Origin of the sequence: Arthrobacter sp. QXT-31 (assembly GCF_001969265.1) — a bacterium.
Classification (GTDB): Bacteria; Actinomycetota; Actinomycetes; order Actinomycetales; family Micrococcaceae; genus Arthrobacter.
Window position 1 is genome coordinate 1,303,576 of record NZ_CP019304.1, and the last position, 17,191, is coordinate 1,320,766.

At 66.8% G+C, this 17,191-nt stretch carries 16 protein-coding genes and 1 tRNA gene; 4 read left to right on the plus strand and 13 right to left on the minus strand.

Features of this window, described 5'->3' with window-relative positions; genetic code table 11:
* Positions 1-50: 50 nt before the first annotated feature.
* The 12 genes from BWQ92_RS05875 to BWQ92_RS05930 all read right to left on the minus strand — a co-directional run bounded on the left by BWQ92_RS05875 (position 51) and on the right by BWQ92_RS05930 (position 14,554).
* Entirely contained in the window at positions 51-962 is a 912-nt protein-coding gene (locus BWQ92_RS05875; RefSeq protein ID WP_076798708.1) for a sugar phosphate isomerase/epimerase family protein, read from the minus strand.
* Positions 963-1,049: 87 nt separating this feature from the next.
* Complete coding sequence (locus BWQ92_RS05880; RefSeq protein WP_076798709.1) at positions 1,050-2,561, minus strand: CoA-acylating methylmalonate-semialdehyde dehydrogenase; 1,512 nt, start codon at positions 2,559-2,561, stop codon at positions 1,050-1,052.
* A 43-nt stretch (positions 2,562-2,604) separates the two neighbouring features.
* A complete protein-coding gene (gene iolD / locus BWQ92_RS05885) occupies positions 2,605-4,554 on the minus strand; it encodes a 3D-(3,5/4)-trihydroxycyclohexane-1,2-dione acylhydrolase (decyclizing) (protein ID WP_172804253.1) in 1,950 nt (649 codons plus the stop codon).
* 3 nt (positions 4,555-4,557) lie between these two features.
* Positions 4,558-5,493 (minus strand): Cgl0159 family (beta/alpha)8-fold protein, encoded by a 936-nt coding sequence (locus BWQ92_RS05890; RefSeq protein WP_076798711.1) that lies wholly within the window; start codon positions 5,491-5,493, stop codon positions 4,558-4,560.
* Positions 5,490-6,521 (minus strand): 5-dehydro-2-deoxygluconokinase, encoded by a 1,032-nt coding sequence (iolC, locus tag BWQ92_RS05895; RefSeq protein WP_076798712.1) that lies wholly within the window; start codon positions 6,519-6,521, stop codon positions 5,490-5,492. Before iolC ends, BWQ92_RS05890 begins: the two co-directional genes overlap by 4 nt.
* A gap of 218 nt (positions 6,522-6,739) precedes the next feature.
* The gene (locus BWQ92_RS05900) at positions 6,740-7,144 is read right to left on the minus strand and encodes a tautomerase family protein (RefSeq protein ID WP_076798713.1); all 405 of its coding nucleotides are present in this window, start codon (positions 7,142-7,144) and stop codon (positions 6,740-6,742) included.
* Between the two features lie 222 nt (positions 7,145-7,366).
* Positions 7,367-7,840: an SRPBCC domain-containing protein gene (locus BWQ92_RS05905; protein ID WP_076798714.1), complete on the minus strand. Its 474-nt coding sequence runs from the start codon at positions 7,838-7,840 to the stop codon at positions 7,367-7,369.
* Positions 7,841-7,982: 142 nt separating this feature from the next.
* A complete protein-coding gene (gene sucD / locus BWQ92_RS05910; RefSeq protein WP_076798715.1) occupies positions 7,983-8,885 on the minus strand; it encodes a succinate--CoA ligase subunit alpha in 903 nt (300 codons plus the stop codon).
* Positions 8,886-8,915: 30 nt separating this feature from the next.
* Positions 8,916-10,082: an ADP-forming succinate--CoA ligase subunit beta gene (sucC, locus tag BWQ92_RS05915; protein WP_076798716.1), complete on the minus strand. Its 1,167-nt coding sequence runs from the start codon at positions 10,080-10,082 to the stop codon at positions 8,916-8,918.
* 224 nt (positions 10,083-10,306) lie between these two features.
* The gene (locus tag BWQ92_RS05920) at positions 10,307-11,065 is read right to left on the minus strand and encodes a hypothetical protein (protein WP_437177192.1); all 759 of its coding nucleotides are present in this window, start codon (positions 11,063-11,065) and stop codon (positions 10,307-10,309) included.
* Between the two features lie 2 nt (positions 11,066-11,067).
* Positions 11,068-13,596 (minus strand): DNA helicase PcrA, encoded by a 2,529-nt coding sequence (pcrA, locus tag BWQ92_RS05925; protein ID WP_076798717.1) that lies wholly within the window; start codon positions 13,594-13,596, stop codon positions 11,068-11,070.
* 109 nt (positions 13,597-13,705) lie between these two features.
* The gene (locus tag BWQ92_RS05930; protein WP_172804254.1) at positions 13,706-14,554 is read right to left on the minus strand and encodes an inositol monophosphatase family protein; all 849 of its coding nucleotides are present in this window, start codon (positions 14,552-14,554) and stop codon (positions 13,706-13,708) included.
* 88 nt (positions 14,555-14,642) lie between these two features.
* On the opposite strand from BWQ92_RS05930, the gene BWQ92_RS05935 reads away from it, so the two are divergent.
* Positions 14,643-15,287: a hypothetical protein gene (locus tag BWQ92_RS05935; protein WP_076798718.1), complete on the plus strand. Its 645-nt coding sequence runs from the start codon at positions 14,643-14,645 to the stop codon at positions 15,285-15,287.
* Here the strand turns inward: BWQ92_RS05935 and BWQ92_RS05940 are convergent.
* Positions 15,284-16,069, minus strand: coding sequence for a DUF998 domain-containing protein (locus tag BWQ92_RS05940; protein ID WP_076798719.1), 786 nt, complete (start codon positions 16,067-16,069; stop codon positions 15,284-15,286). The genes BWQ92_RS05935 and BWQ92_RS05940 overlap by 4 nt on opposite strands.
* 87 nt (positions 16,070-16,156) lie before the next feature.
* Here BWQ92_RS05940 and BWQ92_RS05945 point away from each other — a divergent pair.
* From BWQ92_RS05945 to BWQ92_RS05955, 3 genes are all read left to right on the plus strand, one after another.
* Positions 16,157-16,229 (plus strand) — tRNA-Arg (locus BWQ92_RS05945).
* Between the two features lies 1 nt (position 16,230).
* Positions 16,231-16,785: a DUF6314 family protein gene (locus BWQ92_RS05950; protein ID WP_076798720.1), complete on the plus strand. Its 555-nt coding sequence runs from the start codon at positions 16,231-16,233 to the stop codon at positions 16,783-16,785.
* On the plus strand, positions 16,782-17,186 hold the full coding sequence (locus tag BWQ92_RS05955; protein ID WP_076798721.1) for an NUDIX hydrolase: 405 nt from the start codon (positions 16,782-16,784) through the stop codon (positions 17,184-17,186). Before BWQ92_RS05950 ends, BWQ92_RS05955 begins: the two co-directional genes overlap by 4 nt.
* Positions 17,187-17,191: the final 5 nt, after the last annotated feature.

Here is a 17,191-nt window from a genome sequence, read left to right on the forward strand (position 1 = left end):
GTTCTTCCTTTTGGTTCGGACGGATCGGGTGTTGCTGGTCGACCGCTTTGTCAGTTGACCGCAGTGCGGGAGCCGCAGGACAGCAGGTAGTTGCGGGTCCGCTTGGCGATGGGCATCGGGACGTCGAAGGCCACCGGGTACATGTCCTGCTCCACGATGCCGAAGATCGGCCGGTTCAGGCCCTCGACGGCCTCGATGACCGCGCGCAGGTCCGGCAGGCCGTTGGGCGGTTCCGTCATGACGCCGGCCAGGTTCGCCGCTGCCCAGGTCATGTTCTCCTCGTTGACCTTCTTCAGGACGTCCGGGTTGATCTGCTTCAGGTGCAGGTAGCCGATCCGGTCCGGGTAGTTCTTGATGAGCTCCAGGCTGGAGGCGCCGCAGTATTCAGCGTGTCCGGTGTCGAGGCACAGGTTGAGGTACTGCGGGTCGGTCGCACCCAGCAGAGTTTCGATGTCCTCCTGGGCTCCGACGTGCGAGTCGGCATGGGAGTGGAACTGCTGCTTGAGGCCGAAGTCCTCGAGCAGCGTCTTGCCGAGGCGGTTGTGGCCGGCGAACAGGTCGCCCCATGCCTTGTCGCTGAGCGTGCCGCTCTCCACGGCCTCGCCGGTGACGTCGTCACGCCACATGGCCGGGATGACCACGATGTGCTCGCCGCCCATGGCTGCAGTCAGTTCGGCCACCTTCCGGGCCGGCTCCCAGGCCGTCTCCCACTGGTCCAGGCCGCGGTGGAAAGCGGTGAAGACCGTTCCGGCACAGACCTGCAGGTCACGCTGCTTCAGTTCTTCGGCCAGACGTGCGGGGTCGGTGGGCAGGTAGCCGTAGGGGCCCAGCTCGATCCACTTGTAGCCGGATTCGGCCACCTCGTCCAGGAAGCGCTCCCACGGGGTCTGCTTGGGGTCATCCGGGAACCAGACACCCCAGGAGTCGGGCGCGGTGCCGATGATCAGCTTGTTCTCAGTCATTTGTCTGTTCCTTTGCGTCGATTGCTCCGCAGGTGCCGTTTTGGACGCTCAAAACGGCGTTTACGGAGCAATCGACGGTGGTGGGGATTAGTTGGAGGGGAAGTTGTAGGAGGCGCCGGAGGCGTGGGTGGGTTCGGGCCAGCGGGAGGTGACGACCTTGCCGCGGGTGTAGAAGGAAACGCCTTCGGGACCGTAGATGTGCTTGTCGCCGAAGAGGGAGGCCTTCCAGCCGCCGAAGGAGTGGTACGCGACCGGGACGGGGAGGGGGACGTTGATGCCGATCATGCCGACGGTGACGGAGCGCTGGAACTTCCGGGCGGCGGCGCCGGAGGAGGTGAAGATCGCGGTGCCGTTGCCGTAGGGGTTGGAGTTGATCAGCCTGATGCCGTCTTCGAGGGTGTCGACGCGGACGACGACGAGGACGGGTCCGAAGATCTCCTCGGTGTAGGCGCTCATTTCGGTCTTGACGTGATCCAGGACGGTGGGCCCGACCCAGAAGCCTTCCTCGTGGCCGGGGATGACGAGGTCGCGGCCGTCCACGACCATGGCAGCGCCTGCGGCTTCGGCTTCGGTGACGATCTTGACGATGCGTTCCTTGGAGGCCGGGGTGATGACCGGGCCCATTTCGGCGCCGGGGACGGTGCCGTTGTTGACCTTGACGGCGGTGGCGCGTTCTTCGACCTTCTTGACCAGCAGGTCGGCGGCGTCCCCGACGGCGACGGCGACGGAGATCGCCATGCAGCGCTCCCCGGCCGAGCCGAACGCGGCGGCGGCCAGGTGGTCGGCGGCGTTGTCCAGGTCGGCGTCGGGCAGCACGATGGCGTGGTTCTTCGCCCCGCCCAGGGCCTGGACGCGCTTGCCGTGCTTGGTGGCGGTCTCGTGGACGTACTTCGCGATGGGGGTGGAGCCGACGAAGGAGATCCCGTCGACGTCCGGGTGGGTCAGGAGCCCGTCGACGGTTTCCTTGTCGCCATGCAGGACCTGGAACACACCGTCCGGCAGGCCCGCGTCCTTCCACAGCTTCGCGAGCAGCAGGGACGCAGAGGGGTCGCGTTCGGAGGGCTTGAGGATGAAGGCGTTGCCGGTGGCGATCGCCATCGGGGCCATCCACAGCGGCACCATGACCGGGAAGTTGAACGGCGTGATCCCGGCGACGACGCCGAGGGGTTCGCGGAAGGAGAAGACATCGATGCCGGTGGAGACCTGGTCGGAGTAGTCACCCTTGAGCAGCTGAGGGATGCCGCACGCGAATTCGATGACCTCCAGGCCGCGGCCGATCTCGCCCTTGGCGTCGGAGAGGACCTTGCCGTGCTCGGCGGTGATCAGCTGGGCGAGTTCGTCGACGTGCTCGGCGACGAGTTCACGGAACTTGAACAGCACGGCGGTGCGCTTGGCCAGGGAAATGTCGCCCCAGGAATCGGCAGCGGCACGTGCGGCGGCGACGGTGGTGTCCAGGTCTGCCCGGTTGGCCAGGCGCAGCTCCGCGCTGACCTGGCCGGTGGCCGGGTTGTAGACCGGGGTGGTGCGGTCGCCCTCGCCAGCGGTCTCGGCACCGTTGATGAAGTGGTTGATGGTGGTGGTGACGGTCGTCGTTGACATGTATGACTTCCTTGGTCTGTGGCTTGTCGGAAAGCAGTTGGGGTTAGCCGAGCAGCTTGCGCTGGCGGTTCTTGTGGTCTGTGTAGGTCTTGTAGGCCTGCTGGGTGGACTCCAACTCCGAGACTTCTGAGACGGGCACGTCCCACCAGGATTCGGAGGACGGGGCGTCCAGCAGCGGGTCGGATTCGACGTGGATCACGATCGGGCCGCCGTTTTCCGGGGCGGCCTTGGCGTCACGGATGGCCTGTTCGAGTTCGGCGATGGCCTTCTCACCGGGTTCGATCCGGATGACCTTCACGCCGAGGGATTCGGCGTTCAGGGCCAGGTCCACCGGGAGCCGGTCGCCATCGTCGAAGGAGTGGTGTTCCTCGTCCAGGGCCCGGTACTGGGTGCCGAAACGCTGGGAGCCGAGCATCTCCGAGAGCGAGCCGATGGAGGCGTAGCCGTGGTTCTGGATCAGGACCACGATCAGCTTGATCCGTTCGGCGACGGCGGTGACCAGTTCGGTGTGCATCATCAGGTAGGAGCCGTCCCCCACCATCACAACGACGTCGCGCTTCTCACCGCCGGCTTTGGCTTCGGCGATGGCCGCGCGCTTGACGCCCAAGCCGCCCGGAATTTCGTAGCCCATGCAGGAGTAGGCGTATTCGACGTGGTAGCCGAACGGGTCACGGACCCGCCACATCTTGTGCAGGTCACCCGGGAGGGAGCCGGCGGCGCAGATCACGACGTCCTGGGCGTCCATGGCCCGGTTGGTGGCGCCGATGATCTCGTTCTGCGCCGGCAGGGGCGTGTACCGGGTGTCGAAGGCCTCATCCACGGTCGCGTCCCAGCGCTTCTTCTCGGCCGCGACCTTTTCTTCGAGGTCGGCGCCGACACGGTAGCCCCCCAGGGCCTGGTTCAGCTTGACTAGGGCCTTGCGGGCGTCGGCGACGATCGGCAGGTGCGTGCCGTGCTTGTACGCATCGATCGGGGCGACGTTGATGTTGATGAATTTCAGGTCCGGGTTCTGGAACGCGGTCCGGGAGGCGGTGGTGAAGTCCTCGTAGCGGGTGCCGATGCCGATGATCAGGTCCGCTTCGGCCGCGAGGGCGTTGGCCGCCGTCGTGCCCGTGGAGCCGATCGCACCGAGGGAGTACTTGTGATCCCAGGGCAGCACGCCGACGCCGGCCTGGGTGTTGCCGACCGGGACGCCGGTCAGTTCCGCGAACCTGGCCAGTTCCTCGTTGGCGTAGGCGTAGAGGACGCCGCCGCCGGCGATGATCAGCGGCCGCTTCGCGGCCCGGATGGCCTCGGCGGCGCGGGCGATGTCGTCGTCGTCCGCTTCGGGGCGGCGGATCCGCCACTCACGCTCGGCGAGGAACTCCTCGGGGATGTCGAAGGCTTCGGCCTGGACGTCCTGGGGCAGGGAGATGGTCACCGCGCCGGTTTCGGCCGGGTCGATCAGGACGCGCAGGCCGTGGTGGAACGCGGAGAACAGCTGCTCCGGCCGGGTGACCCGGTCGAAGAACTTCGACAGCGGCCGGAACGCGTCATTGACCGTCAGGTCGTAGGCATAGGGCTGTTCGAGCTGCTGCAGGACCGGGTCCGCGGCGCGGGTCGCGAAGGTGTCGGACGGGAGCAGCAGGACCGGCAGGCGGTTCGTGGTGGCCAGCGCGGCGCCGGTGAGCAGGTTCGAAGAACCCGGGCCGATCGAGGTGCTGACCGCGTAGGTCTGCCGGCGGCGGGTGTGCCGGGCGTACCCGACGGCCTGGTGCACCTGGGCCTGTTCGTTCCGGCCCTGGTAGTACGGCATCACCGACGGGTCCTGGGACTGGTACTGCTTCAGGGCCTGGCCCACGCCGGCCACGTTGCCGTGCCCGAAAATACCGAACGTGCCCGGGATCAGCCGCTCACGGAAATCGACCCCACCCACGGAATCAACGGTGTACTGCTTGGAAAGATACTCGACCACGGCCTGCGCCACGGTCATCCGGCGGGTTCCAGTTCCCATCGTTTACTCCGATACTTCAGTGGTGTGGTGAAGGAGCGACGCGGCCGCTGCCACAGCCCCGGCAACGTCGCCGTCGGCCGGGTAGAGCAGGGTGCGCCCAACCGTGAGGCCCTGCACGCCGGGAAGGGCGAGGGCGGCTCCCCAGGTGGCGAACACCTCGTCCTGCGTGCCGGCCGGGTCTCCGCCCAGCAGCACGGTGGGCATGGTGGTCGCGGCCATGACGCGTTCCATCTGGTCCACGACCGGCAGCTTCATCCACGTGTAGGCGCTGGTGGACCCCAGGCCCTCGGCGATGCCGATCGACTTGATCACGGCGTCCGTGGAGAGGTCGTTGCGGACCCGGCCGTTCTCGCGGACGGACAGGAACGGCTCCACCATGGCGATGAGCTTCCGCTCGGCCAAAGAATCAATGGCCTTCGCGGTCGCCTCGAGGGTGGCCACGGTGTCCGGGTCGCCGAGGCAGATGCGGGTCAGCATCTTGCCGCCGTCCGCGCCCAGTTCCTCCAGCGCGGCGGCGGTGTGGCCGGTGAAACGGTCATCGAACTCGTTGACCAGCCCGGCCAGGCCGCCGCGGTTCATCGACCCGAAGACCAGCTTGCCCTCCAGCGCCCCCAGCAGCAGCAGGTCGTCCATGATGTCCGGGGACGCCAGGATGCCGTCCACGGCCGGGTTGGCCAGGGCAATCTGCAGCCGGTCCAGGAGCTGGCGGCGGTCCGCCATCGCCACCGGGTCGTTACCGACGGCGAGGGCGCCGCGGGCCGGGTGGTCGGCGGCAACGATGAAGTTCTGCCGGCCGTACTTCAGGCCGGAGTGGCGGCGGCGGGCCTTCGCGGCACGTGCCACAGCGGAAGGGTCTTCGAGCCGGATCGTGCTCAGGTGCTCGTAGCGGCGGGGGTCGTCATCCACCGCGATCGTCGCGGTGCCGGGGTGGAGGCTCACAGGGCCGCTCCTTCAGGGGTAAGTGCAGTGGAATCCTGGCCGGGAACAGCAGCATCGGGAACGAGGCGTCCGCGCTCAGCCAGCAGCGAGGTGACCTCCGCCGGCGTCGGCATGGCATCCGCGCAGGACAGCCGGGAGGCGACAATGGCGCCGGCGGCGTTGGCGTAGTCCAGGACCTGGGCCAGCGGCCAGCCGGAGAGCAGGCCGTGCACGAAGGCGCCGCCGAAGGAGTCGCCGGCGCCCAGACCGTTGACCGTCTCCACCGGAACCGGGGCGGAGACGACGCGCTCGGTGCGGGTCTTGGCCATCACGCCTTCCGGGCCGAGCTTCACGACGGCGATTTCAACGCCGGCGTCCAGCAGCCGGTCGGCCTGCTCATCAGGGGTGCCCGGGCCCACGGCCACGGAGCATTCCTGGTCGTTGCCGATCGCGACGGTGACGTGCGGCAGGATCCGGGCCACCTGTTCCCGGGCTTCCTCCTCGGAGGCCCAGAACATCGGGCGGTAGTCGAGGTCCAGGATGGTGTGCTGGCCTTCGGTCAGGCCGGTGCGGGGCCGTGCCTCGTGGGCCTTGATGTGCGCCTCGCGGCTGGGCTCCTGGCACAGGCCGGTCACCGTGGACCAGAAGATCTGCGCGTTGCGGATGGCGTCGGTGTCGAGCTCGTCGGCTTTGATCTGCAGGTCGGGTGCCGTCGGGAACCGGCCGTAGAAGTACAGCGGGAACTCATGGGTCTCGGGCATGATGGCGCAGAACGTGGCCGGCGTCTGCAGGCCCTGGACCGGGGAGACGAAGGAATCGTCCACGCCGAACTTCTCCAGTTCGCGGTGCAGGTACGTACCGAACGGGTCATCGCCGGTGCGGGTGATAACGCCGGTGCGGCGGCCGTGGCGGGCGGCGGCAACAGCAACGTTGGACGGGGAGCCGCCGAGGTACTTGCCGAAGGACGTCACATCCTCCAGCCCCACCCCGATGTCGTTCGGGTAGATATCAACGCTGATTCGCCCGATCGTGAGCAGTTCGTGGGTCACGGTAATCGTGGACCTTTCTTTTGGATCTCAACCTCTAAGCAGCCGAACGGCCAGAGCTCCGTTCCGCGACCCCGTGAGCGGGGCCACAAGAACTACTGTGCCCTAGAATTTATGTCCTGTCAAAGGTTTGTACTGACATATTTACAACAAGCAGAATGGCACTTCCAGCGCGACTCTTGCAGCACGGCAAAAGACGGCCTGAGCGGGATTTTCCGCCCCTATTTCTTCGGAACGGCAAGCTCTCCGGTGACGTACTGCGCGCGGCCAAACCCGAAGGACCAGTCCCCCGCAGTGTTCTCGACGTAGCCAATGAAAACGTCCTCGCCGGCAACGCCCAGGGTCCCCAATTTTTCAGCGACGGCAGCGAAAAGGCTCTGCTTCGCCCCCTGGCTTCGCCCGCCCTGCGTGAAGATCTGGATCATGACGACGTCGCGCGTCCGCTCGAAGCCCAGCCCGGCATCCTGGGCCACGATCTGCCCCGGGCCGTGCTCGGTAACGATGTGGAAGTAGTCGCGCTCCGGGATGCCGTATTCGGCCAGGATCGCGTCGTGGATGCCCCTGCTCAAGAGGTTGAGTTCATCATGGCTGCGTCCCGAGTGGACGTCGATTCGCACGAGCGGCATTGCATCTCCTTTGACAGTTTGTTCTGACATACTATCAAACCTGAATCATCGCGCAAGGGCTTGCCTCGCACCCTGCCCAACCAGCTCGCAGTAGATGTCGTTTTCAGCCCTCAAAACAGCATCTACTGTCAGTCAGTTGGGTGTTAAGACGGACGACGGCGGCCGGTGACCTTCGAACTGAAGGTCACCGGCCGCCGTCGTAATGTTCTTTGACTGTCGGCCCTACTTGGCGAGCATCTCCTCAAGGCGCTCGTAGCTGTCACGCATGCCGCTTTCCATCTCCTGCGGGGCCATGCCGTCGCGGGCCTCGACAGTGGGGCATACCAGGTGGCCACGGAGGCGGGAGCGGCCACTGCCGAGGTCCTCGAAGTTCGTGAACTCGATCATCACTACATCCGGATACCCGCTGAATTCGAACGTCTGGACGGTGAACTCGTTCTCCCGCACCGTGTGGAACATGCCGTTGGCTGTTTGCATGACACCGTCTGCACCGGCGTGGTTGTACAGGTAGCTTCCTCCGGAGCGGAAGTCATAGTGGCCGATATCCACGTTGGTGCCGCGCGGGCCCAGCCACTGGGCAAACAGCCCGGGCTCCTTGTGGGCGCGGAACACCTCCGCCGCCGGAAAATCGAACTCCCGCTGCCAGTCAATGAAGGGGACATTGTCCGGGACGGTGAACTGGAGTGCGTTGCTCATGATCGGTCCTTCCTGGCTGCAGCCACACGCTAGACCTCAAACCGTCCGGGCGCAACAGTTAAACAGAAACGCGGGGTCACTCGTCGCCCAATCCGGGGGGTGGATTGGGCTGGGAGTGACCCCGCGTTGGCTGAGGTGCGGCCTAGAGGGCTGCGAAGACCTCGCGCAGCAGGCGGGCGGTCTCGGACGGCGTCTTGCCGACCTTCACGCCTGCAGCCTCGAGGGCTTCCTTCTTGGCCTGGGCGGTACCGGCGGAACCGGAGACGATGGCACCGGCGTGGCCCATGGTCTTGCCTTCCGGAGCCGTGAAGCCGGCCACGTAGCCGACGACCGGCTTGGTGACGTTGGCCTTGATGAAGTCGGCGGCACGCTCTTCGGCGTCGCCACCGATTTCGCCGATCATCACGATGGCCTTGGTCTCGGGGTCGGCCTCGAACGCGGCCAGGGCGTCGATGTGCGTGGTGCCGATGATCGGGTCACCGCCGATGCCGATGGCGGTGGAGAAGCCGAGGTCGCGCAGTTCGTACATCATCTGGTAGGTCAGCGTGCCGGACTTGGACACCAGTCCGATGGGGCCCTTGCCGGTGATGTTCGCCGGGGTGATGCCCACGAGGGCCTCGCCCGGGGTGATGATGCCGGGGCAGTTCGGTCCGATGATGCGGGTGACCTGGTTGCCGTCGGCGTCGACCGTGGCCTGTGCCAGTGCCCAGAACTCGGCGGAGTCCTGGACCGGCACGCCTTCGGTGATGACGACGACCAGGCCGATGCCGGCCTCGATGGCCTCGACCACGGCGGCCTTGGTGAATGCCGGTGGCACGAAGACGATGGAGACGTCGGCGCCGGTCTCCGCCATGGCTTCCTTGACGGTGCCGAAAACGGTGATCTCGTTATCGCCGTGCAGGACCGTGGTGCCGGCCTTGCGGGCGTTGACGCCGCCAACGATGTTGGTGCCGGCCTTGAGCATGAGGGCGGTGTGCTTGGTGCCCTCGCCGCCCGTGATGCCCTGGACGATGACCTTGGAGTCCTTGTTCAGATAAATAGACATGTTTTCTTTCCTAGATCTCGACCGGCTCGATCAGCGGGCGTTGGCGAGCTCGGCGGCCTTGTCGGCGCCCTCGTCCATGGTGGCGGCCAGGGTAACCAGCGGGTGGTTGGCCTCGGCGAGGATGCGGCGGCCTTCTTCGACGTTGTTGCCGTCGAGGCGGACGACCAGCGGCTTGTTGGCGGAGTGGCCCAGCTCGGCCAGCGCGCCCACGATGCCCTTGGCAACAGCGTCACAGGCGGTGATGCCGCCGAAGACGTTGACGAACACGGACTTGACCTGCTCGTCACCCAGGATGACGTCCAGGCCTGCGGCCATAACCTCGGCGGAGGCTCCACCGCCGATGTCCAGGAAGTTGGCGGGCTTGACGTTGCCGTGCTTCTCACCGGCGTAGGCGACGACGTCCAGGGTGGACATGACGAGGCCTGCACCGTTACCGATGATGCCGACTTCACCGTCCAGCTTGACGTAGTTCAGGTCCTGCGCCTTGGCCTTGGCCTCGAGCGGGTCCGCGGATTCCTTGTCCTCAAGCTGGACGTGCTTCGGGTGGCGGAATTCCGCGTTCTCGTCGAGCGAGACCTTGCCGTCGAGGGCGACGATCTCGCCCGCGCCGGTCTTGACCAGCGGGTTGACCTCCACGAGGGTGGCGTCTTCCTTCTTGAAGACGTCCCAGAGCTTCAGAATGACGCCGGCGACCTTGCCGCGCAGTTCCTCAGCGAAGCCGGCGGCAGCGACGATTTCGTCGGCCTTGGCCTGGTCGATGCCCACGGCGGGGTCAATGGCAACCTTGGCCAGGGCCTCGGGCCGCTCAACGGCGAGCTGCTCGATCTCCATGCCGCCTTCAACCGAGCACATGGCCAGGTAGTTGCGGTTGGCCCGGTCCAGCAGGACGGAGAAGTAGTATTCCTCGGCGATGTCCGCACCCTGGGCGATCATCACCTTGTTGACGGTGTGGCCCTTGATGTCCATGCCCAGGATGTTGGTGGCGTGCTCAAGTGCCTCATCGGCGGACTTGGCGACCTTGACGCCGCCGGCCTTGCCGCGGCCACCGACCTTAACCTGTGCCTTGACGACAGTTACGCCGCCGATGTTCTCGGCAGCTGCCTTTGCTTCTTCAGGAGTGTGCGCCACGATGCCGGCGAGCACGGGTACACCGTGCGCTTCGAACATATCGCGCGCCTGATATTCAAACAGGTCCACGGTTTAGTGTCCTTCTACGTCGAAGTAGTTTCTGTACAGCCGGACAACACCCAAGGGTGGGGACCGGGCTGCGGAATTTATGCGCCCTGCGGCAGGTCCGGAAACGAGCCACGCGGCGTAATGCTCCTCTCGGAACTTTAGTCCTTTGGAGGGACCGGCCGGTTCCAGACTACCTGTTCTGTGAGTAACGACACTATTCTATGGATCGTAGAAAAACCGCGGGATTACGGGGTTTTTGGGGCCTTGGCGGGCGCCGTTTGGGCGTTTTTACCCTTCGCCGGCATGAGTTCGTAATGATCCCGGCTGAGGAAGAAACCGACGCCCGCTGAGACGTTTCCGCACGCCACCCCGGAACGGTACGCGGAGCACCGCAAGCCGTTGCGTTCGAGGTTGCCGCCGTCGGGCAGGACGGGCAGCTTTGAGATGGGCCCGCCGGGCCTCCCCTTCGGCCCGTACTCGGCCTCCATCTGCGTGACGCCCGACCTGCATTCGCCGTACCGGGCCCGGTCAGGCGTCAGGAGTGCGGCGCCGCCCAGGAAACCCAGCCCGGTCCCCGAGCAGTCGTCGGTGACGTCGGCGGCCGCCGGAGCGGGATATACGGCGAGCTGGCAGTGCGCCACGGGCACGGTTGCCAGTTTCGCGTTGTCAGGATCGCCGAAGTTGTTGGGTTCGTACGGCAGGTTCAGGTGTGGCCCGCGGGCAGAGGTCAGTGCGCACACGACGTTCCGGTCCGCGGTGACAAACGCCAGCACGTCCTCCCCCGCAGCGAAGTCGGCGGGGTCGGTGAGCGGCGCCTGTTTCAGCTGTTCGAGGGCCGGCAGCGGTGGCGGCGGCGTGTACTCAGGATCCGCGACGGTCACGGAACACCCGGCCAGGGCCATAGAGACCAGGGCCATGGCGATCCGGGCCGCCGGGGAGAACCGGGCCGCCGGGGAGAATCGTGCCAGGCCGGCGGCAACGCGTTCGGGGCGCCGCACCGGCACGCTCAGGCGTCGATCTTGGTCAGCGGCGCGTACCGGAGCAGCAGCCGCTTCTCGCCGACGTCGAACTTCACCTTGGCCACGGTCTTGTCCCCGGCGCCTTCGACCGCGAGCACCGTGCCGTTGCCGAAGCTGGTGTGGTTGACCTTGTCCCCCACGCTGACCGCAATGACTTCCTTCTGCGGCTGCACGCGGTTTTTCGCGACGGCGACAGGGACGTCGGCGTTGAACCCTGCGGAGGAATCAGCCCTGTTGCCCCGGGCCGTTCCCGCGCCCCAGAAGGATCCGCTGTACCGGTTCGACCCGATGGACGCCCCGCTCCCCCAGCCCCCAACCTGCCGGCTGGTGCCCTCGCGCTTCCATTCGACCAGCTCGGAGGGAATTTCCTCCAGGAACTGGCTGGCCGGGTTGTACTGGCTCTGCCCCCACATGTTGCGGACCTCGGACCGCGTGACGTACAGCCGTTTCCGGGCGCGTGTCAGTCCCACGTAGGCAAGCCGGCGCTCCTCCGCCAGTTCCTTGGGGTCCGTGGCGGAGCGCTGGTGCGGAAAGAGTCCGTGCTCCATGCCGGTAAGGAACACCACCGGAAATTCGAGGCCTTTGGCCGTGTGCAGCGTCATGAGCGTGACCACGCCCAGCCGCTTCGCCTCGGCCACCGCGGCGTCGATGTCTGCGCCGGGGGCGTCCGGAATCTGGTCAGCGTCGGCCACCAGCGATACCTGTTCCAGGAACGCCTCGAGGGAGCCTTCGGGGTTCTCCTGCTCGTATTCACGCACGACGGCGACGAGCTCGGCGAGGTTTTCCACCCGGGACTCGTCCTGCGGATCGGTACTGGAGCGCAGTGTGGCGAGGTAGCCGGTCTGTTCCAGCACGGCCTCAAGCGCAGCCGCGGCTCCCGAGCCTGCGGCCACCTCAGCGAGGTCGTCCAGGAGCTTGACGAAACCGAGCACGGCGTTGACGGAGCGGGTGGCCATGCCGGGTGCCTGGTCGGCGCGGCGGGCAGCGGCCATGAACGAGATGCGTTCCCGCTCTGCCAGCGCGGCCACGGCACCCTCGGCCCGGTCCCCGATGCCGCGCTTGGGTTCGTTGAGGACGCGACGGAGGTTGACGTCGTCGTCCGCGTTGACCAGCACGCGCAGGTAAGCCAGGGCGTCCTTGATTTCCTTGCGCTCGTAGAACCGGGTGCCGCCCACCACCTTGTACGGCAGGCCCACGCGCACCAGGACGTCCTCAATGGAACGCGACTGCGCGTTGGTGCGGTAGAAGATGGCGACGTCGCCGGGGCGGAGGTTGTCCTCGTCCTGGAGCCGGTCGATTTCCTTGGCGATGAACTGGGCTTCGTCGTGCTCGTTTTCACCCACGTAGCCGATGATCTTGTGGCCTTCGCCCTCCGCGGTCCACAGCCTTTTCTCGGGGCGGTTGGGGTTCCGGGAGATGACGGAGTTGGCCGCGCTCAGGATGTTCTGGGTGGAGCGGTAATTCTGTTCCAGCTTGATGGTGTGCGCGTCGGGGTAGTCGTTCTCGAACTCTACGATGTTGCGGATGTCAGCGCCGCGGAACGCGTAGATGGACTGGTCGGAGTCGCCGACGACGGTCAGCTCCGCCGCTCCCGGCCCCTCGCCGACGATCTCCCGGACCAGGGCGTACTGCGCGTGGTTGGTGTCCTGGTATTCGTCCACCAGGACATGCCGGAACCGGCGCCGGTAGGAATCGGCGAGCGCCGGGAAGGCCCGGAACATGTAGACGGTCTCGGCGATCAGGTCATCAAAGTCCATCGCGTTGGCCTGGCGCAGCCGCTGCGTGTACCCCTTGAAGACATCCGCCACGGCGCTTTCGAACGGGTCACTGTGGTTGGCAGCGGAGGCGAAGGAATCGGCGTCGATGAGCTCGTTCTTGAGCGCGGAAATCTTGTGCTGGATGGCCTTGGGTGCGAACTTCTTGGGGTCCAGGTCCAGGTTCTTGGCCACCAGTGTGATCAGCCGCAGGGAATCGGCGGAGTCATAGATGGAGAAGTTGGATTTCAGCCCGACGTTGGCGGCCTCGCGCCGCAGGATCCGGACGCAGGACGAGTGGAACGTGGAGATCCACATGGCTTTGGCCCGGCCGCCCACGAGGGCCTCGATGCGTTCACGCATTTCCGCGGCGGCCTTGTTGGTGAACGTGATGGCCAGGATCTCGCCGTGGTGGGCGCGCTTGGTGGCGATGAGGTAGGCGATCCGGTTACTGAGCACACGGGTTTTTCCCGAGCCGGCGCCGGCCACGATCAGCAGTGCGCTGCCGGAATGTTTGACCGCTTCTTCCTGCTGCGGGTTCAGGCCTGCCAGCAGCGCCCCGGCGTCCGGGAACTGGTGCCGGGCGTGCTCCCCTGCATGTTCGTCTGCCTGGCCGGCTGCAGGGTGGCCCGCGGGTTCGCCCGGGCCGGCGCCGAATGCGGGTGTCATCAGCCCTGTTTCGGGGCGCGACTTGGTGATGGCACCGGCGTGGGAACCAGCCTTGAACGGACCGTCAGCGTAGGGGTCAAACAACATATCCATGGTGACTACAAGTCTAGGCGGTGGGACTGACACCCGAAGCCGCCCTGTGGATAACTCAGGCGGCGGGCCGCCAAAGCAGGCCACCCAAAAATGTACGGCCAGCGGAAACTTAGTCGACCGAGCCGGACTCGAGGGCGGCACGCAACTGGTGCACCGCCGTCGTTCCTCCCGCCATGAACCATTCCAGGCCGTTGACGCGGACGGTGCCGGCCATGCCGCCGGCGGCCGTCACGATCGCTTTTCCGGGCAGCCAGTCCCATTCGGGGCAACTGTGCTGGAACCAGCAGCCGAGCTGCCCGTCGGCGACGCGCCCCAGGTCGCAGGAGCCGGATCCGAGCATCCGCAGCGTCGCGGCGGAGACGGCGGCGGTGTGCCACGGCATGGCGCACATCGGGTCGGAGAGCCAGCGCGGATGGATGTACGTGGCGGCGCCGAGGTGGGAAATGTCGACGGCGTTGCGGTTGGTTCCGTCCTCGCGGTAGGTGGTGACGGGGTCGCCGTTGAGGGTGGTGGCGCGCTGCTTGCCGCCGATCCAGAGCTTGTCCTCCTCGGGCTGGAAAATGGCGCCGAGGAGCACATCGGACTCGTCCTTGAGCGCGATGGCTGAGCACCAGTACGTGGACCCCTGCAGGAAGTTGTAGGTGCCGTCCACCGGATCGATGACCCAGGTCCGGCCGCTGCTGCCATGCACCGCGGCGCCTTCCTCGCCCAGGACGCCGTCGTCGGGGCGGCAGCGCCGCAGCTGCTCGAGGACGTACGCTTCCGCGGCGTGGTCCGCGGCGGTGACGACGTCGGAGATGGAGGTCTTGCGCTGGGCGTCGAGGCCGCCCTGCCGCATCAGCAGTGCCAGTTGCCCGGCCTCGCGGACCAGTTCGGCGGCCAGCTCGTAGTCATCGAGCCCGGGGCTCAGGTTGGTGGCGCTGTGTTTGCCCAGTTTGTGTCTGCCCAGTTCCGTCACGGTTCCCACCCTATCGGCGCCGGGCCTGCCCTGCACAGCACGCCGGGTGGGGAGGGGCGGGTGCATCGGGGCGGGCGATAATGGACGCATGGCCAAGACACCTGCACAGCGGATCAAGAAGCACGGCGCAAGGGCCGCAGTTCCCCAGCACGAACTGCCGCCGGTGATCAACCCCGGCACCAGCCGCTCGCCCGCGAAGGCACAGAACAACGCCAACCTGATTGTCATCGCGGGCCTGGTGGCGAGCCTGTTCCTGTTCTGGTACCTCCACCTGCTCACGCTTAACCAGCTCACGCAGCTCTCCGGCGGGCTGGCCATGCCCGACTCCCTGGTGGGCGGCTTCGACACGGGCTACGTCGAAGAGCTCCGCCGCGCCCTTGACGGGGACGCCCGAGGCCAGCTCAACTACGTCCACAAGACGGCAGGCACCCTGTTTCCGCTGATCTTCGGCTTCACCTGGCTTCTGGTGATTGGCACCAACGTGGCCCGGAAGTCGCTGCGCTGGGCGCTGTGGGCGCTGCCGCTGCTATTCGTGGTGGTCCGGCTGTGGGGCAACGTCACCATAGATTCCATGATCGCCGCCGTTAACCTCGACGCCGGCCAGGTCGCCTTGGCGTCGGGCCTCACCGTGGCCGGCTGGGTGCTGTTCGTGGCCAGCCTCCTCGCCGGCGGCGCCGCCATGTTCCTGGGACGCCGGTCTTCGAAGAAAGCCGCCCCGCAGCAGGAAGCCTAGCCGCCGGACGCCGCCCGGGCCCGGGCGGCGAAGGCCTTGCGCACCTGCCGTTCCTTCCGGACGCGCTGGGCGACAACAAGGCCGGCGGCGGAGAGCCCCATAGTGATCGGATAGGCCATCAGCCGCTCCAGAGTTCCGGGCTCGGGGACGTCCAGGCCAGCGACGGCGGCCGTGACCAGCGCAGCCGTGGACACGCCGCCGGCGGCCAGGACAAACCAGCCAAGCGGCGACTGGCGGAGCCACAGCGTGCCGAGCAGCAGCAGCGCCAGGGAGCCGGCGATGAAGTACATCACGGCGCCGGCGTAGTGCCAGGCCGATTCCAGGTCCTCCGGGACCAGCCCCACAATGATCGTGCCGGTGCCGGCGGTCCCGGTCAGGATGCGCACCGCCACTGCCGTGTACCAGGGCACTTCGCCGGTATGGCTCGCCGCCACCCGCACACCGGCCCGGGCGGCCACCCGCAGCAGCGCCGAGCTCAGCAGCAGCGCACCCAGCAGCATTCCCAGGCCCTGCACAACGAAGGAGGTGTTCATCAGCACGTGCAGCGGCGAACAGATGCTGCGGCCGTCGTAGATTCCGCAGGTGACGGCTCCCAGATCGCTGATCAGCCCGGTCCGCCGGCTGTAGGGGGCCGGTCCGGCCCAGGCGCCGATGACCGCGGCCTCCGCCACGAGATACTGCACGACACTGAGCACCGCCCACGCCCCGATGTACTGCCGCGTGGAGGCGGTGTCTGGCAGGAACGTTGCCCTAAAGGCGGGAACTTGAGCTGCGGCGGCCATGGCAAGAGCGTAGTACGCGCCGTCACCTTGTATGCTTATAGGCGTGCGCGAAGGGGCCGGTCCACCAACCGGCCGCGGCGGGCGCCCGCCCTCGTAGCTCAGTGGATAGAGCACGGCTCTCCTAAAGCCGGTGTCGTTGGTTCGATTCCAATCGAGGGCACTTGAATCTGCAGCACCCGTCCGGGCTCCGCGACTATCTGCTGGGCGCACCACAGGCGGACCCATCATCCTCCGGCCCTCCCCGGGCAGGGCGGTGGTCCGTGGAGCGGACCATGCTGGACCGGGCCGCGGGCACCCGCGGCACCTTTACCGGCGTCGTAATTTTTTCCCCCGACGGCGACGGCGGGCTCCGCTTCCATGAGGAAGGGACAGTGGTCTGGCCTACTGTGAACTGGCCTGCCGGGGACAATGACACCTTCACCGGCCCGGCCACCCGCGACTACCTGCTCCGGCCCGCCGACACGCCCGACGCCATGGACATGCTGTTCCCCGACGGCCGGCCGTTCCACCGGATGAGTTTCTCGCCGGAGGCGAGCCAGGACCGGCACTGGTGCGATCCGGATACCTACCGGGTCACGTACGTGCGCCGCGGCGACAACGAATTCAGCTACGTGTGGGATGTCACCGGCCCGCGCAAGGACCTGCTGCTGGAGTCCGTGCTGTGCCGGCTTCCGGCCGCCACAGCACAACCTGACGGGCTAGGCTCAAACCCGTGAATCCGCGCATCATCGTTTCCGCCGTGTGTGTCTACGACGCCGCGGGCCGGCTCCTGACAGTCCGCAAGCGCGGGACCGACAAGTTCATGCATCCCGGCGGCAAGCCCGAGCCCGGGGAGACCGCGGTGCAGGCCGCCGCGCGGGAGCTGCAGGAGGAAGTCGGCATCATCGTCGACCCCCGCGAACTGACGCTCATGGGCGTGTGGCTGGCCGACGCCGCCAACGAGGCGGCCACAGAAATCGAGGCGACCGTCTTCACGGCCCCAGGCACCTGGGTGGCCCACCCGTCCGCCGAGATCGCCGAGATCCGGTGGCTGGACCTCGCGGCGGAGTGGCCCGGCGACCTGGCGCCGCTGCTCACGGACCATATCCTGCCGGCGCTGGCGGAATCCGGCCGCTGAACGGC

Coding starts and splice junctions, on each gene's coding strand:
- BWQ92_RS05875 (WP_076798708.1), bottom strand. CDS start 962: ATGACTGAGAACAAGCTGATCATCGGCACCGCGCCCGACTCCTGGGGT.
- BWQ92_RS05880 (WP_076798709.1), bottom strand. CDS start 2,561: ATGTCAACGACGACCGTCACCACCACCATCAACCACTTCATCAACGGT.
- iolD (WP_172804253.1), bottom strand. CDS start 4,554: ATGGGAACTGGAACCCGCCGGATGACCGTGGCGCAGGCCGTGGTCGAG.
- BWQ92_RS05900 (WP_076798713.1), bottom strand. CDS start 7,144: ATGCCGCTCGTGCGAATCGACGTCCACTCGGGACGCAGCCATGATGAA.
- BWQ92_RS05905 (WP_076798714.1), bottom strand. CDS start 7,840: ATGAGCAACGCACTCCAGTTCACCGTCCCGGACAATGTCCCCTTCATT.
- sucD (WP_076798715.1), bottom strand. CDS start 8,885: ATGTCTATTTATCTGAACAAGGACTCCAAGGTCATCGTCCAGGGCATC.
- pcrA (WP_076798717.1), bottom strand. CDS start 13,596: ATGGATATGTTGTTTGACCCCTACGCTGACGGTCCGTTCAAGGCTGGT.
- BWQ92_RS05935 (WP_076798718.1), top strand. CDS start 14,643: ATGGCCAAGACACCTGCACAGCGGATCAAGAAGCACGGCGCAAGGGCC.
- BWQ92_RS05940 (WP_076798719.1), bottom strand. CDS start 16,069: ATGGCCGCCGCAGCTCAAGTTCCCGCCTTTAGGGCAACGTTCCTGCCA.